The organism is Candidatus Pelagibacter giovannonii, assembly GCF_012276695.1.
Taxonomy (GTDB): domain Bacteria; phylum Pseudomonadota; class Alphaproteobacteria; order Pelagibacterales; family Pelagibacteraceae; genus Pelagibacter; species Pelagibacter giovannonii.
The window spans coordinates 698,528-723,328 of record NZ_CP038852.1 but is presented as its reverse complement, the minus strand read 5'-3'; the positions used below and the strand labels follow the sequence as shown (position 1 = coordinate 723,328).

Sequence of the window (24,801 nt, the reverse complement as noted above, 5' to 3'; positions counted from 1 at the left end):
AAATTAGGTGTCAATTTTTTCCTTATAAGTATTTTTTAGCTGAGTGTAAGCCAAAGTAATTAATTTAAGTTTTTCTTCGTATTCTTTATTTCCTAAATTAATATCAGGGTGAAATTTTTTGACAAGAGTTTTGAATTGATCTTGTATTTGTTCCCATTTTTGGCCAACTGAAACACCTAGAATACTAAAAGCTTTAATGTCATTAGCATCAAATTTGAATTGATTCATATGGTTATATTCACCTCTAAGTTTGGTTTTATCAAACTCATCTTTTAAAGTATTGTTCCATAGAACTTTAAAAAAGTTATCTGAAGAGCTAAAGCTCTGAGTGGGTTTGTGCCAGGTCATATCAGACTTTAAAAAATCAAATACTTGTTCATCATCCATTCCTTTAAAATAATTCCAATTTTTATTGAATTCTTTAACATGAGCTAAACAAAGCAGCCTGTAGCGTTTGCTATTATCTTTCTCAATTGGCGCCTTATATTCACCAGTATCAAAGCAATTATTCCAATCACAAATATTTTTCATGCTGTATAGTATTAAATTATTATTTATGAATATAAACGAATTAATTGCAATTGTTAAAAGTAAAATTGAAGCAGAAATTGTTATGCAAGATTTTAAACTAGAAGATAAAAGTTTTTTACATAAAAATCACAAAGGAAATCAAGAAGGAATGTTTCATTTAAAACTAATTATTAAATCTGAAGAGCTGAAAAGATTAAGTAAAATAGAATCAACCAAGAAAATCTATAATATTTTAGATGTTGAATTGAAAGAACACATACATTCCATTCAAATATTACTTAGTTAATTCTTTTTTTAAAAAAAGATTAATAGTTTTTTCACTAAATTGTAATTTGTAAACTGGGGAACCTACTTTTTTAAGCAGAACTAGATTAATTTTCTTTGTATTATTTTTCTTATCTTTTTTTATAAAAGATAAAAGTGTATTTAAATTTTTTAGTGAAAAAAATTTATTAATATTTCTTGGAAGATTTAGATTATTTAAATGCTTGTTAATTAATTCAAATTCTTTTTTATTCAAAATTTTATTTAATAAGCTAAATTTAGCAGCAGTTTTAATGCCAAGGATAACCGCCTCACCATGATTTAGTTTGACTGAATAACTTAGTGTTGCCTCAAAAGCATGAGCAAAGGTGTGTCCGAAATTTAGTATTTTTCTCATACCTAATTCTTTTTCGTCAGCTTCAACTACCTTTTTTTTAATCAAGCAGCTTTGATGAATAGCTTTTTGTATAAAGGGACTTTTTAATTCTAAAATTTTTTCTCCATTCTTATTTAAAAAATTAAAAAACTTTTTGTCATCAATAAGGGAGTGTTTTAAAATTTCACCATATCCACACACAACTTCTCTTTTTGGCAAAGAGTTTAAAAAATTAATATCTGATAAAACTAGACAGGGTTGATAAAATGAGCCAATTAAGTTTTTACCATATTTGGTATTTACACCTGTTTTGCCCCCAATAGATGAGTCAACCTGAGAAAGTAGTGTGGTTGGTATATTAACAAACTTTAAGCCACGTTTAAAAGTACTAGCTGCAAAGCCTGAAACATCACCAGTAATACCCCCACCAATAGAAACCAAACAATCATTTCTATTAAAATTTTTTTTTAAAAGAATTGATGTGATTTTATTGACACTTTTTAGATTTTTATTTTTTTCACTTGCATTAAAATAATGGACTGTAGCAGATCTTTTTGGTAAAGATTTTAAAGCATCTTTTATTAAATTTTTTGGAACATTCTTGTCAACTACAAGAAGACATTGATTAAAATTAACAGAGTTTTCTTTCAAAAATTTATTTATTTTTTTTAAGATATTGTTTCCAATAATAATTGAATATTTCTGACTGTTAGTGCTAACTTTTAATTTAATTAAGCTCATATGTTTTTATTATTGTTTTTACTATTTCACTTTTTGTTAATTTATTACAGTTTATTTTAAAATTAGCCTTTGAATATATTTTTTTTCTTTTGTTGATAATGGCCTTAATTTCTTGTTCAGTTGACTTTGAGGCTAAGGGTCTTTTTTTGCTACCTTTAATTCTATTAATTAAAACTAAATCATCCCAATTAAGCCAAAAAGAAAAATGATTTGTTAAAACATCTTTTCTTATCTTATTATTAACAAAACCACCCCCACCTAAGGAAACAACAACTTTTTTATGTTTCAAAGATTTAATTGTTATTTTTTCCTCCAAATTTCTAAAATAGTCCTCGCCATTTGCTTCAAATATTTCTGAGATAGTCATTCCAGCATGTTCTTCAATTAAATTGTCTATATCAATGAATGGAATGTTTAATTTTTTTGAAACCATAGCTCCAATAGAAGATTTACCTGACCCCATCATACCTAAAAAAACAAGGTTTTTATTTGAATTCATAAGCTTTCTTTATTGAAAAAACACAAATATGTCTTAATTTGAAATTACTAAAGAATATATGCAATTTTCAAAAAACACAAGTAATGGGAGTGGTAAAAGTCTATTAATTAAAATAACTTTGGTGCTAATTATTTTTATTGGAGCCACAGTACTACTTGGGAAAATTGAATTTCCATCTCCAAATAAAAACATTGAAAAAATCATTCCTAATGAAAAACTTAAAATTGTTAAGTAAAAACTATTTTTTAGTTATATTATTTTCTTTATTTTTTGGTTTTGCAACCAACTCACAAGAACCAGTGGATATCTGGGAAGTAGGTAAAAAAAAACTTGAAGAGAACATAAATCTAATCGAAGATGAAGCTGAAAAAAATATTCCACAGAATACTATTTATGAAATGCAGTCCCAAAAAGAAGGGGGATTAAGTATAGAGGAAACACAAACTTTAATTTCTAAAGAAACAAAGTTAGTTGGAATTTATGATCCTGCAGAAAACGGTTTAGATATCAATATGTGGTCTAATTCTAATGGGGATCAAATTTTAAATATCTTTAAAAGAATAGATAAATTGGAACTTTCAAGAGATGCGGTGGAGATTTTGGATATTTTATTATTAACAAATGCACATTATCCAGAAATGAATATTTCAAAAGAACAGTTTTTAGAAATAAAATCAAAGTGGCTTATTAAGCATTCAAATTTTGACTTAATTGAACAATATTTATTAAACAATCAGATTGTTAATGAGCACCCAAAACTTACCAAACATTTAGTGGATCATTACCTGTCTCAATCTAACGTTAAAAAAGCTTGTGAGATTTTTTCAGAAATTAAAGAGCCAATACAAGACTTATATCTATCTAAATTTGATATTTATTGCTTAATTAACAATAATAAAAGAGATGAAGCTCAATTGCTCATCGATCTTCAATTAGAATTAGGTATTGCTGATAAGTTTTTTATTAAAAAAATCGATTATTTGATGGGGTATAATACAGAACCAGAAATAGAAGTTTCAGAAAAAACAATCTTAGATTTTCACTTATCTCACAGAACAAATCCAGAATTTAAATTTGAACCCAAAGATACTACATCAAAACAAATATGGAAATATTTATCAACTTCAAATCTATTAGATAATATTATTGATATTGAGCTTACAGATATAGACAAAATTAATAGTATCGAAAAAGCAACACATGAAGGAAATTATACAGAGAAAGAATTATTTGAACTCTATAAAAGATTTCAATTTAATATTACTCAATTATTAAATATTAAAGAATCAAGCAAAGTACTCTCAACAATCGAGACAAGAGCATTAATTTACCAAGGAATTTTAATTACTACTGAGATTGAAAATAAATTACAACTAATGAATGCTCTCAAAAATTCTTTCAAGAATGACGGTATTGAGAATGCATTTAATATAGAGTTACAAACTTTTTTAAGAAATATAGAAGAGGATAAAGTCCCTTCAAATTTTACAACATTTTATCAAAATAATTTAGATAATGAAAAGATGGAACAAGTGAATATTAAAATAAATAATAAAATTTTACATCAATCAAAATTAATAAATTATTTAAAATTAGAAAAATCCAAAAAAGATCCCACAAAAGATATAAATGATTTCTTAAAAAAAATTAAAAAAAATAAAAAATATTTTTTTTCTAAAAAAGATATAATTCTAGTTGAAGCTTTTAAGTCTGATGGCATCAAGATTTTAAATAAGTATAATGATTTATACCAAATAAACGATTCAGAAATACCATCTGATATTCAAATATTTGTTAACAGTGGCGATATGGCTGCTGCATTGCTTAGAATTGTTGAGGTTATAGGGCAGGACAACTTAAACAATATTGATGAGGATACATTATACTTTATTATAAGCACACTCAATCAGTTAAATGTGGATCCACTAAGAAATCGAATACTCTTTAAAATTCTTCCTTTAAAAGTTTAAAATTTATACTAAAATAATCAGTCATTATGTCAGTTAAAACAATTTTAATAGAACCAAACAAACTATTAAGGCAGATTTCTAAACCAGTTGAAAATGTCGGTGATGAAGAAAGAAGACTTATGGATGATATGCTGGATACTATGTATGCAGCACCTGGAATAGGTCTTGCAGCGATTCAAATAGGTGTACCAAAAAGAATTATAGTGATGGATATAAGCAGAGATGAAGACAAAAAGGAACCAAGATATTTTGTTAATCCGGTGATTAAAAATAAAAATAATGAAACATCAAAATATGAAGAGGGATGTTTATCTGTTCCAGATCAGTTTGCTGAAATAGAGAGACCAAATGAATGTGAAGTTGAATATTTAGATTACAATGGAAAAAAACAATTATTGAAAGCTGATGGATTATTGGCAACTTGTATTCAGCATGAAATGGATCACTTAGAAGGAGTTTTGTTTATAGATTATTTATCTAAATTAAAAAAATCTATGATAATTAAAAAACTTTCTAAAATTAAGTCGAATAGAATAATCGTTTAAATGACAAAAAAAATTGTCTTCATGGGTACACCATTATTTGCTGTACCTATCCTAAAATCTTTATATGAAAAAAATTATATAATACCTACTGTATACGCACAGCCACCAAAAAAATCACAAAGAGGACAAAAAATAAATAAGTCACCAATACAAATTGAAGCAGAAGATTATAACATAGATTGTAGAACACCCAAGACTTTAAAAGAAAATAAAGATGAATACGAATATTTAAAACAACTAAATTTAGATTTGGTAATTGTCGTAGCCTATGGTCAAATAATACCAAAAGAATTTTTGAACCTTGCTAAAAAAGGTTTTATAAATGTTCACGCCTCCCTTCTGCCAAAGTGGAGAGGTGCAGCACCTATACAACGATCTATTATGAACTTAGATAAAGAAACAGGAATTAGTATTATGAGAATAGGAGAAAAACTTGATACTGGTCCAGTCTGCAATAACTATAGAGTAGAAATTAAAGATAATGATAATGCAGAAATTATATCAAATAAACTCTCAATTTTAGCTTCAGAAAAAATCATAGAAAATGTAGACAGTATATTTAAAGATAAATTAATATTTAAAGAACAAGATGACTTAAAAGCAACCTACGCTTCTAAAATTGAAAAGTCAGAGGGTGAAATTCAGTGGAATGATAATGCGGAAAGTATTATTGGAAAAATAAATGGATTATACCCAAGCCCTGGGGCTTTTTTTATTTTTAAGGAAGAAAGATACAAAATTTTAAAAGCAGAATTAGGCACTAAAAGTGGTGAGATAGGTGAAGTAATGAGTAGCGACTTAGAAATTAGCTGTGGAGATGAAACATCTATAAAAGTTATTGAAATTCAAAGACAAGGAAAAAAGCCTCAAAATATTAATGAATTTATTCTTGGCTCTCAAATAATAAAAGGCTCAAGATTAACTAATGTTTAGATATCAAGTTTTAATAGAATATATAGGAACCAACTTTGTTGGTTGGCAAATACAATCTAAAGGAAAATCAATTCAAAAAGAAATACAAGTCAAATTATCAAAATTTTTAAAAGAAAAAGTGGTCCTGATAGGATCTGGAAGAACAGATGCAGGTGTTCATGCAATAGAGCAGTCAGCTCATTTTGATTGCAAAAAAGAAATTCAAAATTTAGATAAGTTATTAAAATCAATTAATCATTTCATAAATGATAAAGGTATTTCTGTTTTAGCAATTAAAAAAAAAAGTCTAAAATTTCATGCACGACATTCTGCTAAACAAAGAATTTATAGATATATAATTTTTAATAGATTAAGTAAGCCTTCTCTTGAAAAAGAAAGAGGCTGGCACATAATCAAAAAATTAGATATTGAGTTAATGAAAAAAGGGGCAAAAAAACTTTTAGGCACTAAAGATTTTTCTACTTTTAGAGCGTCAAGTTGTAATGCAAAAAGTCCAATTAAAACTATGAAATCTGTTAAGATTAAATCAATTAGTGGAAGAATTGAAATACAGTTTAAGTCACAATCATTTTTACAACAACAAGTAAGATCAATGGTAGGTAGCTTAAAATATTTAGCTGAAAATAAATGGAATTTAAAAAAATTTGAATTTGTTATTAAATCAAAAAAAAGAGTTCTTTGTGCACCACCTGCGCCTGCTGAAGGATTATTTTTAGAAAAAGTTATTTACTAGTTTTTTGTCGGCCAATACTAAATTTCTTATTAATTCTCCATCTAGACTCAGCTCGAACAATATAGCCACAACAATTTTTTGACTTACATTTACATGGAAACTGTTTGTAATCTTCATCGTAACTAAATCCATAATCAGCTGTAATCTCTTCACCTTTTTTAATATCTTTTATAGCCACTACCCATAACTTTAAACCTGTTCCATTATAATCACAATTATTAGAACAAGAGTGGTTTATTAAACGTGCTGTGTTCCAAGAAACATCTCCATCCATGTCGTATTTTTTATTTAAATTAAATAAATAGATAGGCTTTGCATTATCAAATTTTTGTGACTCTTCTGTTTGTTTCTTAGTAATAATTTTACCAACATAATCAATAATTCTAGTGCCTTCTTTGATATCTTTTGTAGCATATAGGCCACGACCTTTTTTATCGATGTCAGACTTTTTAATTCTATAAAGTTTCATTGAGAATTCTTTAGTGCTTATTGAGAAATTATCAATTAAATTCTAGTAAAGCTTTTACATGCATCTCAGTGCTTTCTTGAAGTGCTAATAGATCGTATCCACCTTCTAAAATTGATACTACTTTTCCATCACAATATTGTTTTGATAGCTCGAGTGTTCTTTTAGTAATACTATAAAAATCTTTTGACTCTAATTGAAGTTGTGCCAATGGATCGTCTTTATGTGCGTCAAACCCTGCTGAAAGTAAGACAAATTGAGGTTTAAATTCTCTAATTCTTTTAAGTACAAATTCATAGGCATTTAAATATTCTTCTGAGGTTGTTCCTGCTGGTAAGGGAATATTTAATATATTGTTATATTTCCCTTTTTCATCGTTAGTGCCTGATCCTGGATAATAAGGATATTGATGAGTAGAAATATATAAAACCTTTTCATTATCATGAAAAATATCTTGAGTACCGTTTCCATGATGAACATCAAAATCAATAATTGCTACTTTTTTAAGTTTATATTTGTTTATAAGATAGTTGGCTCCAACTGCCACATTGTTATAGATGCAAAAACCCATAGCTTTATTTTTCTCTGCATGATGTCCAGGGGGTCTAACGGCACAAAAAGCATTTTTAAAATCTTTATTTTGAACACCATCAATAGCTGTAATAATTGAACCTACGGCATCTGACGTGGCATCCTTACTTCCTGGGGAGACAATTGTATCACCATCTAAAAAAGATAAACCTTTTTTTGGAAAAGATTTTTCTACAAAATTTATATAATCAGAATTGTGAGTTATTTCTAAAAGTGATCGGTCAAATTTTGAAGGTTTTTTCCAAACTAAATCTTTATTATCTAATTTTTTGAAGTTATCGATAACTACTGCAACCCTGTCAATTTTCTCTGGATGACCTTCACCTGTATTATGCTTTTGATAAGTGTCAGAGGTTATTAAACCAGTTTTCATTTATTAAAAATATTTTCTTTTAAAAAAATAGAATGCCATAAAAAATAATAAGCAAATATAAATTCATGTAATTCTGAAAGTCTAAAAAAATTAAAGCTTAATATAATCGTAAAAAGCATCTTAAGGTTATAACCTATAGCTTCAAAATCATCCCTCAGATGTAAATCTTGATAATCTATCAAATCAAAATTTGAAACAATTAAATTTGGAATAGTAAAAATTAATAATGTAATACTGATTTTAATCAAATTTTTATCTGGATTGATTAAAATGTAATAAATATCTTTTATTTTTGGTTTGAAAGTTTTTAGAAAAAATATTGATAGTCCACACCAAATAAAAACCAAACTTTTTGGAAGTTCATTAAATAAATTTGATATATTGTGGAGATTAAACTCTTTTTGGTGATTAATATTTTCAATAAATAACGGAGTTTTGTAGTTAATAAGATGTTGCCCCCAACTTATTTCTTCCAAAAAGAAATAAGATAAACCTAAAATTTCCAATATAATAAACACTTTAATTATTTTATGAGTTGTGTTTTTTAATTTATAAAAAAATTTTAATAAATAGAGTATTGTAAAAAATAATATTAATTCCTGCAGTATCTCAATCAAACCATTTTCCATCCAAATTTCTTCCTTCCAACCTTCATACATACTTCCAAAAGTAAAAATATAGATATCTGGAAATTGTTTATTAAGGATGAAACCGAAACTGTAATCCAGGGAATATATCAATACTGATAAGAGTAGAAGTACACAAATGGTATTAGAAGTTTTATACAATGTTTGAATATTCATATTTCAATTTATATTATTATATCTATAAAATAGGTTTTGTCTCTAGAATGATAATTAATTCCAGTTACTAGTTAATATTATTTAATTTTAAATTCTAACTTTATCAAAAATTATAAAAAATATTTTTTAAGTATTGTAGAATAGATTTTTGTTAGTTTTTTTAAATCTGAAATAGACACTGCTTCATCTACTTTGTGCATTGTTTTACCTACTAAACCAAATTCTAAACATGGAGCAATTTTTCTAATAAATCTTGCATCTGAAGTTCCACCTGTTGTAGACAATTGAGGTTTAATTTTTGTAATTTTTTTTATTACATCTTGAATCATGTAAGTTGTTTTATTGGGCTTAGTTAAAAAAGCTTCACCTGATACACGATATTCTACTTTAAAATTAGATTTATCTTTTTTGGTAATTTTTTTGAAAATTTTATTTAATCTATTCTTTAATCTAGAAGATGTATGTCTATTATTAAATCTTATGTTAAAGGTAGACCTTGCAAGTCCTGGAATAACATTATCAGCTGTATTATTTATATTAATTTTAGTTATTTCTAAATTTGTTGGCTGAAAGTCTTTTGTTCCGTTATCAAATTTTATTTCTTTTATTTCATTTAGTATTTTGATCAATGAAGTCGATGGATTTTTAGCACGATGAGGATATGCAACATGACCTTGAGTTCCAATTATAGTTAACTCAGCATTGATACTTCCTCTTCTACCAATTTTAATCATTTCACCAAGTTTATTGGGGTTTGTTGGCTCACCAACTAAACAGAAATCTATTTTTTCTTTTTTCTTTTTTAAGTAATCAACTACTTTTTTTGTACCATTAATTGCAACACCTTCTTCATCACCAGTAATTAATAAACTAATCGATCCATTAATTTTCTTATTATTTGATACAAAGTTATTTACAGCAACAACCCAGCTTGCAATTGCACTTTTCATGTCATTAGCGCCTCTACCAATAAGATGATTTTTTTTAATAGCTGGACTAAAAGGTTTAATTGTCCAATCTTTTATATTTCCTGGTGGAACCACATCCAAATGACCAGCAAACATAAAGTTTGGTTGAGTATTACCCAATCTTGCATATAGGTTTTTAACTGGTTTAGAGTTTTTATCTTTAAACTCTAAAATCTTACATTTAAATCCAATAGCAGTTAATCTTTTAGCTAAGAATTTCATTACCCCAGCATCAATTGGCGTAATGCTTGGAAATCTTATTAGTTCTTTGGCTAATGTGATTTCATTGTAAGTTGGCATTTAGTCTCTTAATAGGTCGTTAATAGAAGTTTTAGATCTAGTTTTTTCATCAACTTGTTTAATAATTACTGCACAATATAAAGCAGGACCTTTACCATCTTTACTTGGAAGGCTGCCTGGTACTATTACTGAGTACGGTGGAATTTTTCCATAGATTACTTCACCAGTTTCTCGATAAACAATTTTTGTAGATTGACCAATAAATACACCCATAGATAATACAGATCCTTCTCCAACAATTACTCCTTCAACTATTTCTGAACGAGCTCCAATAAAGCAGTTATCTTCGATGATAGTAGGGTTAGCTTGCATTGGCTCTAATACACCTCCAATTCCAGCACCACCTGATATATGACAGTTCTTTCCTATTTGTGCGCACGATCCTACAGAAGCCCAAGTATCCACCATAGTTCCTTCATCTACATAAGCTCCAATATTTACAAAGCAAGGCATAAGCACTGCATTCTTTCCAATAAAAGACCCTTTTCTAACTGGAGAATTTGGAACCATTCTAAAGCCAGCTTTTATATGATCTTCTTTAGTCCAACCTGATGTTTTCCCTTTTAGTAAATGAGATTTGTCATACCAACTGCTATATGGGCCACTCAATGAATCCATATCATGGGTTCTAAAACTTAACATTATTGCTTTTTTAACCCACTGATTAACTACCCACTCATTACCATTTTTTTCAGCAACTCTTAGCTCACCTTTATCAACCAGTTCAATCGTTTGGTTGATGGCATCTAATATAGACTTATCAGATTGACCATTAATGGAGTCTTTATTTTCCCAAGCTGTATTGATAATGTTTTCAAATTCTTTCATAGTTTTATTTTATCTTTAGTAGGTTAGTTTTATTGTGCTTTTAATATATTAATTTCTTGAAGAAAAGAAGGCAAGTTCTTAATCTTATAATCAATATATGGTTTATCAGCATCTTTTTTTGCAAATACTTCATCATTCTCAAGCCAGCAAGTTTTCATCCCTAAGTTTTTAGCTTGTTCTAAATTATGAGCAATATCTTCAATCAATATTGATTTTGTTGGATCAAGATCAAATTTTTCTACTATCTTTTTATAAGGTTCAATTTTTGGTTTTGGAATAAAATTAGCATCAACAATATCAAATGCTCCATCAAACAACCCATCTATACCTAGTTGTTTAGTTACATTTTCTACATGCGCATGAGAACCATTGGTAAAGATATATTTTTTTTCTTTAATTTTAATTAATTCTTCTCGTAACAATTCATCTTTAGGAAGCCAGCTAATATCAATATCATGAACAAATTCTAAAAATTCATGTGGATTAATTTTGTCATGATTCATTAATCCAGATAATGTTGTTCCATATTCATAGAAGTATTCTTTTTGAATTTCTCTTGCTTTAATTAAATCGACATTAAATTTCTTTGAAATAAAAGAAGACATCTTTTTATCAACTTCAGAAAAAACCTTAGTTTGTCCAGAATACAAAGTATTATCTAGGTCGAATAGCCAGTATTTAGTATCAATTAAATTTTTCATTCTCTAATTAAAGTTCCTGAACCTTTATCAGATAATAGTTCAAAAAGGAGTGAGTGATTTTTTCTTCCATCAATTATTACGACTGCCTTAACTCCATTGCTTGCAACATCTAGACAATTCTTAATTTTAGGTATCATTCCACCGGAAATTACTTCTTGATCAATTAATTCATTAGCTTTTTTAGAATTAATTTCAGGGATTAGTTTTTTTTCACTGTCTAATACGCCCTCAACATCACTAATAATCATTAATCTTCTAGCTTTTAATTCTTTAGCCACTGAACCAGCAACTGTATCTGCATTGATATTAAAAGTTTGATTGTTTTCATCTAACCCCAATGGCGCAACAACGGGTACTTCATTAACTTTAATAATTTCTTTTAAAACATTTGTTTTAATGTGAGTGGGAGTACCTACAAAACCTAATTTGTCACTTTCAGGTTTTACAGTTATTATATTGTATTCTTTTGAAGTAATTCTTCTTGTTTCACAAGATTGATCTGTTAAAGCATTGACAATTTCCTTATTAAATTCAATCAATACATCTTCAACTATATTAATAGTATTTTTATCTGTAACTCTTAGTCCATTAATAAAATCACTTTTAATGTTAAGTTCACCTAGTTTGTTGTTTATCCTTTTTCCACCACCATGGATAACTATAGGATTAAAACCAAGTTTTTTTAAAACAGCAACATCTTCAATAAAAATTTTAAATAATTTTGAATCAACTAAAACACTACCCCCACATTTAATGACTATAAATTCATCATTATACTTTTCTAAATATTTTTTTACTTCTTTAACTGTTGGGCCGTCTTTAGGTAGGATGTTTTTTAATTCTTCTTCTTTTAACGATGACATTTATGTTGTTTTGATAGTCATTTTTCTTTGAACAATATATTGTTGAATCATTGTGAAGATGTTATTGAAGCTCCAGTAGATAACAAGACCTGCAGGAAATGGTGCAAGAATTACAGTTAAAAATACTGGAAAGAACATAAAAATTTTTGCCTGTATAGGATCTGGCGGAGTAGGGTTAAGCTTTTGCTGTATAAACATCGTGATACCCATAATGATTGGCCATGCACCTATTAATAAGAAAGAAGGTGGATCCCAAGGAAGTAAACCAAAAACATTAAATAAAGATGTTGGATCTCTATCACTTAAGTCATGTATCCATCCATAAAATGGCATGTGTCTCATTTCAATGGTTACAAATAATACTTTATACAGCGCAAAGAAAACTGGAATTTGAACCAGGATAGGTAGACAACCACTCATAGGATTAACTTTTTCTTTCTTATAAAGAGCCATCATCGCTTGTTGCAATTTCATTTTATCATCCTTGTGCAATTCTTTCAGACGAGCCATTTCTGGTGCTAATAACTTCATTTTTCCCATAGACTTAAAACTAAAATTGGCAAGAGGAAAGAAAGCCAATCTAATACAAATAGTGACAGCAATAATTGCTAAACCGTAATTACCAAGTAATTTAAAGAAGTAATCTAACACAAAGAACAAAGGCTTTGTGATGAAATACATAAAGCCCCAATCAATCGCTAGATCAAATTTATTAATATCTAAATTTTCAGCATAACCATCAATTACATTTACTCTTTTAGCAGCAACTATAATTTGAATTTTTTCTTCAATAGTGCTGTTTGCTTTAACCTCTATACCTTTAGTTGATATGTAGTTTGCTCTGAATTTATTTTTATAGTCAAAAGTTGTTTTAAACTCTTTACCCTTAGGTGGTATAACCGATGTAACCCAAAATTTATCTGAAATAGCAACAAATCCTTCTTGTGCAATTTGAGTAAATTTTTTATCTTGGATATCATCATAATCTTCTTCAATTAATTGATCATCAAGTACAGATAAAAACCCTTCATGCAAAATATAAAAGCCAGATATCTCTGGTATTTCATTTCTAATTATTTGACCGTAGGAGTAAAAATTATAAGATTTATCTGATGAGTTGATTATTTTTTCTTTTACAGTAAATAAAAATTGATCATCTAGACTTATATGTTTCTCAAATGTGATGCCTTGAGAGTTGCTCCATGTTAGTTTTATAGGATTGTTATTAGTTAATCTTTTATTTCCAGTAATTTCCCAGACGGTAGAAGCATCAGGTATATCAATATTTTTATTAGTGCTTACAAAGCCACTTTCAATTAAATAACCATCTTCAACATTTCTTGGGTTTAATAAGATTATTTTTTCATTTTTATTAAGTTCAACGTTATATTCTTTAAAAGTTAAATCATCTATTGCTGCACCTTTTAAAGAAATTGATCCAACAACACTTTTATTTTCAAATTGAATTCTATCATTTTCTTTTAAAGCATCTGTTCTTGAAAGTTTTGCAAAGTTTTCATTTTTATCTAAGCTTGGAGTATCTGTATTATTTTCAATTTTTTTTTGTTCAGCTAGATTTTGTTTAATAGTTGCCGGATCAGGCTGAAAAAAAAGAGAGTATAAAATAATTACAGCTGCTGATAAGGATATTGCTGCGATTACATTTTTTGTATCCATTATTTTTTAGCCTTTAATTCTTTGTTTACTGGATCAAACCCTTCACCACCACCCAACATTTTAATGGGATGACATGAAAATATTCGTTTAGTGCTTTTTGAGATCCCTTTAATAAGCCCATATGTTCTTAAACATTCAATTGTATATTCTGAGCAAGTCGGAAGATATCTACACGAAGGAGTTAAATAAGGACTAATGACCATTTTATAAAATTTGATCAGGCCAATTAAAATATTTGATATAATGTTCATTACTTAATCTTTTCTATGTCTTTGAATAAAGTATCTTTTATTATCGCATATTCATTGTTTAGCATAGTTATTTTCGCAATCACAAGGTAAGAATAATTAAAGTTTATAGACACTTTTTTTACAGCTTCGTTCATTATATTTCTTAATCTTCTTTTAATTTTATTTCTCTTTACAGCACCACGGATAAGTTTTTTTTTAGCTACAAAGCTAATGTTTAGTTTTTTATTATCTTTGTCTTCAAGAGGACCAAAAAAGAGAGTGATATATTTATTTGAGATTTTTTTTTTCTTAAGTAAATTTTTAAAATCTTCGTTTTTAGAAAGAGCAACAATTTTGCTTTTCATTTAGTTGATTTATTTACCTTGCGGTTTTTTTTGAGTGGATGATACAGTAAGGTTTTTACGTCCCTTATCACGTCTTCTCTTAATAAGTTTTTTACCACCTTTAGTTGCCATCTTTGATCTAAAGCCATGCTTCTTAAGACGTTTTCCAACTTTGGGCTGATATGTTCTTTTCATAGGATTTATTTAAGTTTTTTTAAATTTCGCTCTTTATAGTAATTATATGTATAAATAGCAAATAGAAGATTTTATAATACCAGCAGTAAATTATGGAAAAATCAAAAAAAGTTAAGATAACTTTAGGTTTATTTTATCTTCTAGTTGTTTCATCATTTTTATACTTTTTCTTATCAAAATTCACCTTTGAAGAATTAACTAGCTATGAATTTATTAAAAATAATAGAGATTATTTTTTTGGATTAAAGCAAACTAATTTATTTCTTCTTTCTGTAATATTTATTTTTCTCACTATTGTGTGGGTGTTAATGGCCGGCTTCGGCAGCCCAGTAGCATTGCTTGCTGGATTCATATTTGGAAAATGGTTGGGAACTATTATTTTAGTCTTAGGGTTATCTGTTGGTGCAACAATTTTATATATTTTTGGAAATTATTTTTTAAAAGAAGTGATTAAAGAAAAATTTTTAGATAGATTTAAAAATTTAGAAATAAAATTTAAAAAATCAGAATTTATTTTTCTTCTAGTATATAGGTTTGTAGGAGGAATACCTTTTGCTATTGCAAATGTATTGCCCTGTCTTTTTAATGTTAAGATTTTCAATTTTTTTTGGTCAACGCTAATTGGGATTATACCATCATCCTTTTTAATAGTTAGTATTGGAAGTGGTCTTGAAAAAATCATAAATCAAAATTTAGAGGCACCAAGACTTTTAGAAATTATATATTCTCCAGACATTTACATGCCAATGATTGCTTTTGCGGCTTTAATAATAATCACAATTGTTACTAGAAAAATATTCTATAAAAAATAGTCTGGTGCCCCCACCAAGAATCGAACTTGAAATTTATCCTTACCATGGACATGTTATGCCATTTAACTATAGGGGCTAATTTGTTATTTTATTGAATTATTTCTATAATAAATCATTTTTTCAAAAAATTGCCTTAATTTTTTTCATATAATGATTTATACCTAACGGAGGAAATTTTATGGGCATTCATTACGATTATAAATCTACTAAAGGCAATAAGCTTATGGAGAAGCAGGCTAAGAGAGAAAAAAAGCTTGCAGAAAAAAAAGCAAAACGTGAAGCTAAAGAGGGGCCAAAAGTTCAAGAAGAACCAGAAAAAACTTTAGATGCATCGAAGCCTATCACTTTAGATTTTTTAACTAATCCAGATAAATAATGAATGATAAAGAAAAAAATGAGAAGTTGAGTCTGGCTCTTAAAAAAATTTAAAAAAAAGAAAAATTTTTCAAAAAAAGAATAAGAAGAAAAGTAAATAATGTCAGTACTTTCCGATAAATCTATAAGGAAGTTAGCAGTTGAGGAGTCAATGATTTCTCCTTTTATAGACAAGCAAGTTAGAGATGGTAAAATTTCTTATGGATTAAGTTCATTTGGCTATGATGCAAGAGTAGGAGATGAATTTAAGATATTTCATAATGTTAATTCTTCAATTGTTGACCCTAAGGAATTTACTCCAGATAACTTTGTAACTAAAAAAAGCTCTGAATATATTATCATACCCCCTAATTCCTTCGCGCTTGGAACTACTATCGAAGTCTTTAAAATACCAAGAGATATTATGTGTATCGTTGTTGGTAAGAGCACATATGCAAGAACAGGGATTATAGTGAACGTAACTCCAATTGAATCTGAGTTTTTTGGAACAGTTACTCTTGAATTTTCTAATACCACACCACTTCCTGCAAAAATTTATGCAAATGAGGGTGTTGCTCAATTTTTATTTTTAAAAGGAGATCAGTCTCCTGAAACTTCATACGCTGACCGTAAAGGAAAATATATGGGTCAAACTGGAGTAACTTTACCAAAAGTATAATCATGAAAAAATTGGAAGTCTTTGGGGCAGCAAAGCTCAAGGGACAAATTAGAATTTCAGGTTCTAAAAATGCGTCCCTTCCTATTTTAGCTGCAACACTATTATCAAATAAAAAAATATCTTTAACAAATTTACCAAGAGTAAAAGATATTGAAACAATGATACTTTTATTAAAGTCATTAGGTTCAGTTATTGATGATAATAAAAAAAAATTAATTATCAAAAACACTAAGCAAACAAAAACTTTTGCAGCCTATAGTTTGGTTAAAACTATGAGAGCGGGAATATTAGTTTTAGGACCACTACTAGCAAAATTTGGTAAAGCAAAAGTTTCATTACCTGGCGGCTGCGCTATAGGGACGAGACCTGTTGATATTCATTTACAAGCTCTATCAAAACTTGGTGTTAAATATAAAATCATCCAAGGTTATGTTCATGCAAATGCACCCAAAGGATTAATAGGAGCAAATATAAAATTTCCTAAAGTTTCAGTTGGTGCCACAGAAAATTTAATTATAGCCGCATGTTTAGCTAAAGGAAAAACAACTTTATCAAATTGTGCCATTGAACCTGAGATTAAAGATTTAGTTAATTTTTTAATTAATATGGGGTGTAATATTAAGTGGATTTCAAAGAGAACGGTTAAAATTGGAGGAGTGAATAACCTTAAAGAATTAAATTATTCAGTAATGCCCGATAGAATAGAGGCTGGAACTTATTTAATAGCTGCAGCATTAACAGGAGGAAATTTGAAGATTACTGGAATTGATCCTAAGATAATAAATACAGAAATTAATATTTTAAAAAAAGTAGGATCAAAAATTACTCTAAGAAAAAATGAAATACTTATTCAAGGAAGTAAAAAGATTAAAAGTATAAATATTAAAACATCCCCTTATCCAGGGTTTCCAACAGATTTACAGGCACAAATGATGGTATTATTGTGTAGGGCTAATAAAAGATCTCATATTAAAGAAGAAATATTTGAAAATAGATTTATGCACGTTGCAGAGTTAAATAGAATGGGAGCTAAAATTTCTATTAATGGAAATAAAGCGACCATAGAAGGAAATATCAAATTTGAAGCAGCAGAATTAATGGCCACAGATCTAAGAGCCTCTGTATCTTTAATTCTTGCAGCTCTTGCTGCTAAAGGAAAATCAGTAATTAATAGAATATATCACCTTGATAGGGGCTATGAAGATATAGAGAAGAAATTAAAAAAAGTAGGGGCTAAAATTAAGAGAATTAACTAATGGATAAAAAATATTTATCAAAGATTATAGCTACAGATAATGAGGGATTACAAGTAATCTCAGCGTGCTGTTCTGGAGCCGAGGTTAAAGTTGATCAAATTAAATATCTTCAGAAAAACAAAGTTTTTTTATTATCATTAAAAAGATCGAAAGTAGAAACGGAAGAACAAGATAAAAAAGTTACTAGTATTTGTAAGTTTGAATTTGTAGATAGAGTTAAATCTAAAAATATTAAACAAAATGATCATGAAGAAAAATTAGAGTTAATTGGGATGGATTATTTAAAAAATAATGACAATTATGAGATAAACCTAATGTTTACAAACAACGCATATATTACATTATCGACAGAAATAATTGAAGTAACCTTAGACGACCAAAATAAAGCTGATTAATGATTAAGATATTAGATAGTAAAAATAAAAAGTTTAACAAAACTCTAGACGTATTACTGTCTAAACGAAAAAATAAAGTCCAACTTAATTCAGTTTCAGTTATTAAAATTATTAGAGATGTTAAGAAAAATGGAGATAAAGCTATTTTAAAGTATGAAAAGAGATTTAATAAAAATAGTATTATTGCTCCAAGCATAAAACAAATAAATAGAGCTATTCAGTCTTTAGATCCAAAAGTTAAAAAGGCAATCGATCTTGCTTATGATAGAATTTATAAATTCCACTCATTACAAAAATTTAAAAACATTTCTTATACAGACAAACTAAAAAATAAATTAGAGTATAAATACGTACCTATTGAATCAGTTGCAATTTATGTGCCTGGTTCAACAGCCTCATATCCTTCCAGTGTTTTAATGAATGCAGTACCTGCAATTGTTGCTGGAGTGAAAAGACTAGTTATGGTTAATCCAGGTCAAAAAGGTAAACAAAATCCGGCTGTATTATATGCTGCAAAGAAATGTAAGATTAAAGAGATTTATTCAATTGGAGGACCATCTGCTATTGCAGCTGTTGCATATGGTACTAAGAAAATTAAAAAAGTTGATAAAATTGTAGGTCCTGGAAATTCTTACGTAGCTGCAGCAAAAAAAGAAGTTTTTGGAGATGTTGGAATTGAAGGAATGATAGCAGGACCTTCTGAAGTAACAATTGTTTGTGATAAATTTTCAAACCCTGAATGGATAGCAAGTGATCTAATAGGTCAAGCAGAACACGATAATCTTGCTCAATGTATTTTAATTTCAAAAGATAAATCAATTATTAAAAAAGTTAATGATGAAATTAATAATCAATTAAAAGAAATACCTAGAGCGGCAATTGCAAAAAATAGTTTACTCAATAATGGAATTATAATTCATATGCAGTCTGACCAAAAAATTATTAATACAGTAAATAAAATTGCTCCTGAGCACTTAGAGCTTAATACTAAGAACTATAAAAAAGTAGTTGGTAAGATTAAAAATGCAGGATCTATCTGTTTAGGAAAATATGCTGTAATGGCAATGACTGACTATAATGTTGGCTCTAACCATGTATTGCCAACCAATTCTTCAGCAAGATATTCAAGTGGAGTTAGTGTTAATGAATTTTATAAAAGAATTTCATATATAAACCTATCAAAAAAAGGTATTTACACTTTGGGCCCATCAGTTATAACACTAGCAAACTACGAGGGTTTAGCGGGACATGCTAAGTCGGTAGAAAAAAGAATTAGGAGAAAATAAATTTGTCAAAACAAGAAATGCTGAGTTTTTCTGGCATAGTGGAAGACCTTTTACCGAACGCAATGTTTAGGGTGAAGCTAGAAAACGGGCACATTGTTACGGCGCATGCTGCTGGCAAATTAAGAAAAAATAGAATTAGAGTTCTTCAAGGCGACAAAGTCCAGGTGGAAATGACCCCCTATGATTTGACAAAAGGAAGAATTACTTTTAGAGGTTAATACAAGGCCTTGTAGCTCAGTTGGTAGAGCATCGGATTGAAAATCCGTGTGTCCCTGGTTCGAGTCCAGGTGAGGCCACCACCACCTCTCTTAAAAATTTAATAATAAGCTCAATGTCTTTTTATATTTAGGTGTTGAAAATTATTCTTAATTGTCTAAAAGACTGCCATGATTATAAATATTACATACAGAGAGACTTCAAGAAGTACTCACAGACTTTGTTTCCATAGCCTTTAGGCTATTTATTTATAATATAATTTTTAATCCACACAAAAATAATATAAAAACAAGAAGAATGCGGTAGTAGCTCAGTTGGTAGAGCGCCGGCTTGTGGAGCCGGATGTCACAGGTTCGAGCCCTGTCTACCGTACCAAGAAAAATGAATAAAGATAAAAAAATATTAATACCAGGCTTACCTAGTGGTTTTCAAGACAGATGGGGCAAAACATTATCTCTTAAAAAAAAATTACTAAAGGTTATTGAAGATAACTATATAAGCTATGGATACAGCGATTTAGAAACATCTCCAATGGAGTTAAGTTCTAATATTGGAAATTCTCTAGCTGAAGATGATAGTAACCCCATGGCAGACATCTTCACATTTAACGAAGATGATAAGGAAATTTCTTTGAGGTATGATTTATCAAATCCTCTTGCAAGGTTTTATGCTCAAAATTATTTAGAATTACCTAACCCATACAAGAGATATCAAATAGGAGATGTATTCAGACGAGAAAAACCAGGAAACGGTCGTTTTAAAAGTTTTGGTCAATGTGATGCTGACATTATCGGTAAGTTTAATAGTGCTCAGGCTAATTCAGAATTATGTAATTTAATTGCAAGTACACTAATAAAATGTGGATTAAAAAAGGATCAATTTGTAGTCAATATTAGTAATAGAAAAATTGTTCAAGGTTTAATGGATCAATTAAAAATAACTGATGAAAAGCAAAAACAAAAAGTTTTAAGAGCAATTGATAAATTGGATAAACCTGGTTTTGGAATTAGTGGAGTTCAACAATTATTAACAGAAAAAAGAACCGATGATAGTGGGGCCGTAACCATTGGCGCAAAGTTGAGTACTGATCAAGCATCTGAAATTATTAACTTTTTAAAAGTTAAAGATTTAGATCAATTAAAGTCTAATTTAAAAAATACACTTTCAGAGGAAGGTATTGGAGAAACTGAAGATTTATTAAAAGTATTAAGCTATGGCGAATATGCTGATGTGGTTAAATTTGACTCTTCTAAAATTCGTGGACTTGATATTTATACAGGTTTTATAGTTGAAACTAATTTAACATTTGAAGTAAAAAATCCAAAAGGAAAAGTTATTTCTCCTGGTTCTGTTTGTAGCGGCGGGGAATATTTAGTATCTAAGTTTAAGGGAGAAGACTTTTTAGGGACAGGGATTAGTATTGGAATTGACAGATTAGTATTTTGTCTTGAACAGCTTTCCCAAATTCAAGTAGATGAAAACAAACCTGTAATTGTTTGTGTAATGGACGAAAAATATTTAAAAAATTATTATGAGATTTTAAAAGTTTTAAGAGACAATAATATCAACTCTGAAATATTTTTAGACAGTAAAAAAAATCTTGGCAAAAATTTAACGTATGCGAATAAAAAACAATGCCCAGTAGCTGTTATTTGTGGTGAAAATGAATTTAAAGATAATACGATTACTTTAAAAAACCTTTTAGGAGTTAAAGGTGAAAACAATCAAGTTACAGTTCCAAAAGAAAAACTATTAGATGAAATTAAAAAATTCCTTTAATCAAATTCTCAAATCTCAGAATTTTAAATATATAGAGTTAGACAGTATTATTGAATCTAAACATATTCTTAAGAGATCAGGTGGAAATTTTAGGCAATATCTATTTTCTTTTTATGATCAAAATTTTAGAGAATGGTCGCTTAGACCAGACTTGACAATTAGCAGTGTAATAAAATTTATTAAGGAAAAAATAAACAATCGAACAAAATGGTATTATACAGGTGAAGCTTACCGTAAAGCAAACACAAGATCTAATTCAGTGATAAAAAAACAAACAGGTTTTGAAATTTATGCTTCCAATAACAATAATAAAGATGACGAAGAAATAGTTAAAACTTCAATAAAAATTTTAAAAAAAACAACTTTTAAAAAAGCGCAATTAAATATTGGAAATATTGAAATATTCTATGCTTTGGTCAATAGATTAGAAATGCCAAACAGATGGAAAGAGAGAATTAAGCGTCACTTTAGTAGAGAGGTTTATCTTAATAAATTATTAAAAAAGTTATCCACTAACTCTGATATTAATTTTGAAGTAGTCAAACAGGACAAAAAAAAAGCAGAAAAATTAAGAAAAGAAAATCCTAAAAAAATTTTTTCAGGGAGGTCATTAAAAGAAATTCTAGATAGATTTGATATAAAAAATTATTCAGACCCTAGAGTAAATTCTAATAAAAAAAATGTTAAAATTATTAGAGATTATTTTAAAATATCTTGTTCAATTGATAAAGCTCCAAAAATTCTTAATGAATTCTTTAAGAAAAATAATTTAAATTTGATTATTAGCCCAGACTATTTTCCAATTAGAAAAAATAATTTAAAAAATGTTAAAGTTTTATTTTCAACTAATATTGGAAGAAGTGTCCCATACTATTCAAATATGGTTTTTAATATTCAAGTTAATGTTAAAGGAAAAATACACACTTTTGTATCTGGGGGTCGTTACAATGAGTTGGTTAAAAATTTAGGTTATAAAAAGAATATAACAGCTGTAGGGGCTGCAATTGATTTAAATTTATTATGAAAAAAGATATTATAAATATAAGTATAGTTAATAAGGGAAGACTTAAAACAGAGTCAGAAAATGTCTTCAAAAAAGCAAAACTTAAAATATTATCTAAAAGTGATAGATCTTTAGTAGCATCAATCAAAGGTTATCCGTTGATAAGAGTAATGTATATGAATGCTACAGAAATTATTGAAGCACTTGGAACTGGGGTATGTGATATTGGAATAAGTGGAAAAGACTTGTGGAGAGAAAGTGATGTAAGTATTCAATCCAAAATATCTCTAGTAAAACAATATGAATGGGGAAAATCAGATCTCGTTGTTGCAGTAAGTACTAGTTGGTTAGACTGCGTTAATCCAACAGACTTAGAGGAAATTTCATTTGAATTTTTTAACAAAAAAAAAAGACTTATGAGGTGTGCTACAAAATTTAAGAACCTTACTAATGAATGGATGAGTTCTAGAGGAATTACACAATATGATCTAGTAACATCTTTAGGAGCAACTGAAAATTCTGTAGAAATATCTAAAGCAGATTTTATTACAGATTTAAGTTCAAGTGGAGAAACGCTTCGTCAAAATAATTTAAAAGTTATAGATGATGGAATTATTCTTAAATCATCAGCATGCCTATTTGCTGGAAAAAACTCATTAAAAAATAAAGAAGTTAAAAAAATATTAAAATTACTTATCAAATAAAGAATCTTTTAAATAAATAAAGATAATTTTTAAAATATCCAAGTTTCTTAAAATTGCATAAATTGTAATAGCTAGTCCTATAATAAATAGGATTTTGATAATTAATAAGACTTCCATAATAATAATCTTAAATAAAAAAAAATAGTTATCAACATAAGAGTTCATTCTTGTCTGCTTTAATAAACTTTGTTAGATTTAGTTAAGTAAAAATTTCAATTGATGGAAGATCAAAGCTTTAATAGAAACCCGGATGGTATTAACCAGCACAAATTAAGGTCAGATACTGAAGTTCAAAAAACTATTGATAAACATCCTAGTTGGACCAAAGCTGACTTTATTGGTCGTGGTAAATTAAACCCAGATGAAAAAAATGCCTTACTCACAAGAACAGAAGTTGATAGGAAAAATTTAGTTTTTGGGCATGTGGGTAAAAGAAGAAGACCTTTGAAAGATATTTATAAACTCTCGACTAAAGAAAATATATTAAGATTTGAAAATAAAGAAATTAATGAAGATACTTTTAGAAAGAATGCTTTAAGTAAGAGTTATAGAGATAAAGTAAGTATTTCCCAGAGAAAAAAAAATGAGAAACTTAGATATAAAAATTTAACAGAAGAACAGTTAGAAGAAAAAAGAGAAAGAAACAAAAACTATATCAGCAATTTATCAGGAAAAAAATTAGAAAAATTAAAAGCTAGTGAAAGTAATAGGCAAAAAAAAAGATGGGCCAACATGTCTGAAGCTCAAAAAGAAATTAAGAGAGAAGGAGATCGAATATACCAAAAAAGAAAAGCTGAAATGAAAAGAAAGGAAAGATTAAAAAATGCAAAAAATTAAAGAGATAAGAGTTGAAGAAGTACATAATATTGAGGAAAAGGAACATTTTTTTAGAGTATATTTTCATTATGCGGATGGTAAGATTAAAATGATAGATGAGAGTTCAACTAGACCAATTTTAGCAAGATATGTATCAAAAGTTTATTAGATGAAAAAAATTAAATAAAATCAAGAGTTACACACTTAGAGTAAATCAAAAAAGATAATTCATGAACAAAAATAAACAAATACTTAAACTACTTTTGTTGATGGCCTTTGCTGATAAAAAATACATGCAAGAGGAAAAAGATTTTATCAAATCAATTTCAAAAAAATTAGAAGTTTCAGATGAGAATTTAAATCAGCTAATAAATGAAATTGAACAAACTAATGATTTAACTAAGCTTTGTAGAGAAACTGCAAGAGGTATTGAAGATAAAACTGATAAAGACAAAACAATTAAATTATTATCTGAGATGATGACAGCAGATAAAATGGTTCATGGAAAAGAAATATTTGCATTACAGGTTATAGCTGAAGAATGGGAAATGTATTTACCATAAAGATTTA

Annotated in this window: 33 protein-coding genes and 3 tRNA genes; 21 read left to right on the top strand and 15 right to left on the bottom strand. The window is 28.1% G+C overall.

Annotated elements, in window-relative coordinates:
* Positions 1 to 3: 3 nt before the first annotated feature.
* Complete coding sequence (locus E5R92_RS04060; RefSeq protein ID WP_006997453.1) at positions 4 to 531, bottom strand: J domain-containing protein; 528 nt, start codon at positions 529 to 531, stop codon at positions 4 to 6.
* Positions 532 to 556: 25 nt separating this feature from the next.
* Here E5R92_RS04060 and E5R92_RS04055 point away from each other — a divergent pair, with 25 nt between their 5' ends.
* Positions 557 to 817: a BolA/IbaG family iron-sulfur metabolism protein gene (locus E5R92_RS04055; RefSeq protein ID WP_229704497.1), complete on the top strand. Its 261-nt coding sequence runs from the start codon at positions 557 to 559 to the stop codon at positions 815 to 817.
* On the opposite strand, the gene aroB is transcribed toward E5R92_RS04055, so the two are convergent.
* Together aroB and E5R92_RS04045 are read right to left on the bottom strand one after the other, a co-directional pair.
* Positions 806 to 1,912, bottom strand: coding sequence for a 3-dehydroquinate synthase (gene aroB / locus E5R92_RS04050; protein ID WP_168606821.1), 1,107 nt, complete (start codon positions 1,910 to 1,912; stop codon positions 806 to 808). The genes E5R92_RS04055 and aroB overlap by 12 nt on opposite strands.
* Positions 1,899 to 2,411, bottom strand: coding sequence for a shikimate kinase (locus E5R92_RS04045; RefSeq protein WP_168606820.1), 513 nt, complete (start codon positions 2,409 to 2,411; stop codon positions 1,899 to 1,901). Before E5R92_RS04045 ends, aroB begins: the two co-directional genes overlap by 14 nt.
* Positions 2,412 to 2,469: 58 nt before the next feature.
* Here E5R92_RS04045 and E5R92_RS04040 point away from each other — a divergent pair, with 58 nt between their 5' ends.
* From E5R92_RS04040 to truA, 5 genes are read left to right on the top strand one after another with little or no spacing between them, the layout of a single operon-like run.
* Positions 2,470 to 2,646 carry a hypothetical protein gene (locus E5R92_RS04040; protein WP_168606819.1) on the top strand — a complete coding sequence of 59 codons (177 nt, stop codon included), beginning with the start codon at positions 2,470 to 2,472 and terminating at the stop codon, positions 2,644 to 2,646.
* Positions 2,621 to 4,381 carry a hypothetical protein gene (locus E5R92_RS04035; protein WP_168606818.1) on the top strand — a complete coding sequence of 587 codons (1,761 nt, stop codon included), beginning with the start codon at positions 2,621 to 2,623 and terminating at the stop codon, positions 4,379 to 4,381. The genes E5R92_RS04040 and E5R92_RS04035 overlap by 26 nt, the downstream gene beginning before the upstream one ends.
* Before the next feature lie 26 nt (positions 4,382 to 4,407).
* On the top strand, positions 4,408 to 4,926 hold the full coding sequence (gene def / locus E5R92_RS04030) for a peptide deformylase (RefSeq protein WP_168606817.1): 519 nt from the start codon (positions 4,408 to 4,410) through the stop codon (positions 4,924 to 4,926).
* Complete coding sequence (fmt, locus tag E5R92_RS04025; protein WP_168606816.1) at positions 4,927 to 5,859, top strand: methionyl-tRNA formyltransferase; 933 nt, start codon at positions 4,927 to 4,929, stop codon at positions 5,857 to 5,859. It abuts the gene before it with no gap.
* Positions 5,852 to 6,592: a tRNA pseudouridine(38-40) synthase TruA gene (gene truA, locus E5R92_RS04020; protein WP_168606815.1), complete on the top strand. Its 741-nt coding sequence runs from the start codon at positions 5,852 to 5,854 to the stop codon at positions 6,590 to 6,592. Before fmt ends, truA begins: the two co-directional genes overlap by 8 nt.
* Here the strand turns inward: truA and E5R92_RS04015 are convergent.
* From E5R92_RS04015 to rpmH, 11 genes are all read right to left on the bottom strand, one after another.
* A complete protein-coding gene (locus tag E5R92_RS04015; RefSeq protein ID WP_168606814.1) occupies positions 6,582 to 7,061 on the bottom strand; it encodes an SET domain-containing protein in 480 nt (159 codons plus the stop codon). The genes truA and E5R92_RS04015 overlap by 11 nt on opposite strands.
* Positions 7,062 to 7,092: 31 nt before the next feature.
* Positions 7,093 to 8,022 (bottom strand): histone deacetylase family protein, encoded by a 930-nt coding sequence (locus E5R92_RS04010; RefSeq protein WP_168606813.1) that lies wholly within the window; start codon positions 8,020 to 8,022, stop codon positions 7,093 to 7,095.
* Positions 8,019 to 8,825 (bottom strand): hypothetical protein, encoded by an 807-nt coding sequence (locus E5R92_RS04005; protein ID WP_168606812.1) that lies wholly within the window; start codon positions 8,823 to 8,825, stop codon positions 8,019 to 8,021. Before E5R92_RS04005 ends, E5R92_RS04010 begins: the two co-directional genes overlap by 4 nt.
* Before the next feature lie 110 nt (positions 8,826 to 8,935).
* The gene (gene dapE / locus E5R92_RS04000; protein ID WP_168606811.1) at positions 8,936 to 10,093 is read right to left on the bottom strand and encodes a succinyl-diaminopimelate desuccinylase; all 1,158 of its coding nucleotides are present in this window, start codon (positions 10,091 to 10,093) and stop codon (positions 8,936 to 8,938) included.
* On the bottom strand, positions 10,094 to 10,921 hold the full coding sequence (gene dapD, locus E5R92_RS03995) for a 2,3,4,5-tetrahydropyridine-2,6-dicarboxylate N-succinyltransferase (RefSeq protein ID WP_168606810.1): 828 nt from the start codon (positions 10,919 to 10,921) through the stop codon (positions 10,094 to 10,096).
* A 29-nt stretch (positions 10,922 to 10,950) separates the two neighbouring features.
* Positions 10,951 to 11,622: a pyrimidine 5'-nucleotidase gene (locus E5R92_RS03990; RefSeq protein WP_168606809.1), complete on the bottom strand. Its 672-nt coding sequence runs from the start codon at positions 11,620 to 11,622 to the stop codon at positions 10,951 to 10,953.
* The gene (gene argB, locus E5R92_RS03985) at positions 11,619 to 12,485 is read right to left on the bottom strand and encodes an acetylglutamate kinase (protein ID WP_168606808.1); all 867 of its coding nucleotides are present in this window, start codon (positions 12,483 to 12,485) and stop codon (positions 11,619 to 11,621) included. Before argB ends, E5R92_RS03990 begins: the two co-directional genes overlap by 4 nt.
* Positions 12,486 to 14,162, bottom strand: a complete 1,677-nt coding sequence (gene yidC / locus E5R92_RS03980; protein WP_168606807.1) for a membrane protein insertase YidC — start codon at positions 14,160 to 14,162, stop codon at positions 12,486 to 12,488.
* A complete protein-coding gene (yidD, locus tag E5R92_RS03975) occupies positions 14,162 to 14,413 on the bottom strand; it encodes a membrane protein insertion efficiency factor YidD (protein ID WP_020169032.1) in 252 nt (83 codons plus the stop codon). The genes yidC and yidD overlap by 1 nt, the downstream gene beginning before the upstream one ends.
* A complete protein-coding gene (rnpA, locus tag E5R92_RS03970; protein ID WP_168606806.1) occupies positions 14,413 to 14,757 on the bottom strand; it encodes a ribonuclease P protein component in 345 nt (114 codons plus the stop codon). Before rnpA ends, yidD begins: the two co-directional genes overlap by 1 nt.
* A 9-nt stretch (positions 14,758 to 14,766) precedes the next feature.
* Entirely contained in the window at positions 14,767 to 14,931 is a 165-nt protein-coding gene (gene rpmH, locus E5R92_RS03965) for a 50S ribosomal protein L34 (protein ID WP_006997435.1), read from the bottom strand.
* A 92-nt stretch (positions 14,932 to 15,023) separates the two neighbouring features.
* On the opposite strand from rpmH, the gene E5R92_RS03960 reads away from it, so the two are divergent.
* A complete protein-coding gene (locus E5R92_RS03960; RefSeq protein WP_168606805.1) occupies positions 15,024 to 15,743 on the top strand; it encodes a TVP38/TMEM64 family protein in 720 nt (239 codons plus the stop codon).
* Positions 15,744 to 15,745: 2 nt separating this feature from the next.
* Here E5R92_RS03960 and E5R92_RS03955 read toward each other — a convergent pair.
* Positions 15,746 to 15,819 (bottom strand) — tRNA-Thr (locus E5R92_RS03955).
* A 102-nt stretch (positions 15,820 to 15,921) separates the two neighbouring features.
* On the opposite strand from E5R92_RS03955, the gene E5R92_RS03950 reads away from it, so the two are divergent.
* From E5R92_RS03950 to E5R92_RS03885, 14 genes are all read left to right on the top strand, one after another.
* On the top strand, positions 15,922 to 16,119 hold the full coding sequence (locus E5R92_RS03950; RefSeq protein WP_006997433.1) for a hypothetical protein: 198 nt from the start codon (positions 15,922 to 15,924) through the stop codon (positions 16,117 to 16,119).
* 99 nt (positions 16,120 to 16,218) lie between these two features.
* Positions 16,219 to 16,776 carry a dCTP deaminase gene (gene dcd / locus E5R92_RS03945; RefSeq protein ID WP_168606804.1) on the top strand — a complete coding sequence of 186 codons (558 nt, stop codon included), beginning with the start codon at positions 16,219 to 16,221 and terminating at the stop codon, positions 16,774 to 16,776.
* A 2-nt stretch (positions 16,777 to 16,778) separates the two neighbouring features.
* A complete protein-coding gene (gene murA, locus E5R92_RS03940; RefSeq protein WP_168606803.1) occupies positions 16,779 to 18,032 on the top strand; it encodes a UDP-N-acetylglucosamine 1-carboxyvinyltransferase in 1,254 nt (417 codons plus the stop codon).
* Positions 18,032 to 18,427, top strand: a complete 396-nt coding sequence (locus E5R92_RS03935) for a DUF2948 family protein (protein ID WP_168606802.1) — start codon at positions 18,032 to 18,034, stop codon at positions 18,425 to 18,427. Before murA ends, E5R92_RS03935 begins: the two co-directional genes overlap by 1 nt.
* Entirely contained in the window at positions 18,427 to 19,713 is a 1,287-nt protein-coding gene (hisD, locus tag E5R92_RS03930) for a histidinol dehydrogenase (RefSeq protein ID WP_168606801.1), read from the top strand. The genes E5R92_RS03935 and hisD overlap by 1 nt, the downstream gene beginning before the upstream one ends.
* Positions 19,714 to 19,715: 2 nt before the next feature.
* On the top strand, positions 19,716 to 19,931 hold the full coding sequence (gene infA, locus E5R92_RS03925) for a translation initiation factor IF-1 (RefSeq protein ID WP_006997427.1): 216 nt from the start codon (positions 19,716 to 19,718) through the stop codon (positions 19,929 to 19,931).
* Positions 19,932 to 19,936: 5 nt separating this feature from the next.
* Positions 19,937 to 20,012, top strand: a tRNA-Phe gene (locus tag E5R92_RS03920).
* Positions 20,013 to 20,228: 216 nt separating this feature from the next.
* A tRNA-His gene (locus E5R92_RS03915) sits at positions 20,229 to 20,304 on the top strand.
* 6 nt (positions 20,305 to 20,310) lie between these two features.
* Positions 20,311 to 21,708 (top strand): histidine--tRNA ligase, encoded by a 1,398-nt coding sequence (gene hisS / locus E5R92_RS03910; RefSeq protein ID WP_168606800.1) that lies wholly within the window; start codon positions 20,311 to 20,313, stop codon positions 21,706 to 21,708.
* A complete protein-coding gene (locus E5R92_RS03905) occupies positions 21,686 to 22,732 on the top strand; it encodes an ATP phosphoribosyltransferase regulatory subunit (RefSeq protein WP_168606799.1) in 1,047 nt (348 codons plus the stop codon). The genes hisS and E5R92_RS03905 overlap by 23 nt, the downstream gene beginning before the upstream one ends.
* Positions 22,729 to 23,415, top strand: a complete 687-nt coding sequence (gene hisG, locus E5R92_RS03900) for an ATP phosphoribosyltransferase (protein ID WP_168606798.1) — start codon at positions 22,729 to 22,731, stop codon at positions 23,413 to 23,415. Before E5R92_RS03905 ends, hisG begins: the two co-directional genes overlap by 4 nt.
* Positions 23,416 to 23,634: 219 nt before the next feature.
* Positions 23,635 to 24,252 (top strand): hypothetical protein, encoded by a 618-nt coding sequence (locus E5R92_RS03895; protein ID WP_168606797.1) that lies wholly within the window; start codon positions 23,635 to 23,637, stop codon positions 24,250 to 24,252.
* Positions 24,239 to 24,400 carry a hypothetical protein gene (locus E5R92_RS03890; RefSeq protein WP_168606796.1) on the top strand — a complete coding sequence of 54 codons (162 nt, stop codon included), beginning with the start codon at positions 24,239 to 24,241 and terminating at the stop codon, positions 24,398 to 24,400. The genes E5R92_RS03895 and E5R92_RS03890 overlap by 14 nt, the downstream gene beginning before the upstream one ends.
* Before the next feature lie 61 nt (positions 24,401 to 24,461).
* Positions 24,462 to 24,794: a TerB family tellurite resistance protein gene (locus E5R92_RS03885; RefSeq protein ID WP_168606795.1), complete on the top strand. Its 333-nt coding sequence runs from the start codon at positions 24,462 to 24,464 to the stop codon at positions 24,792 to 24,794.
* Positions 24,795 to 24,801 lie beyond the last annotated feature (7 nt).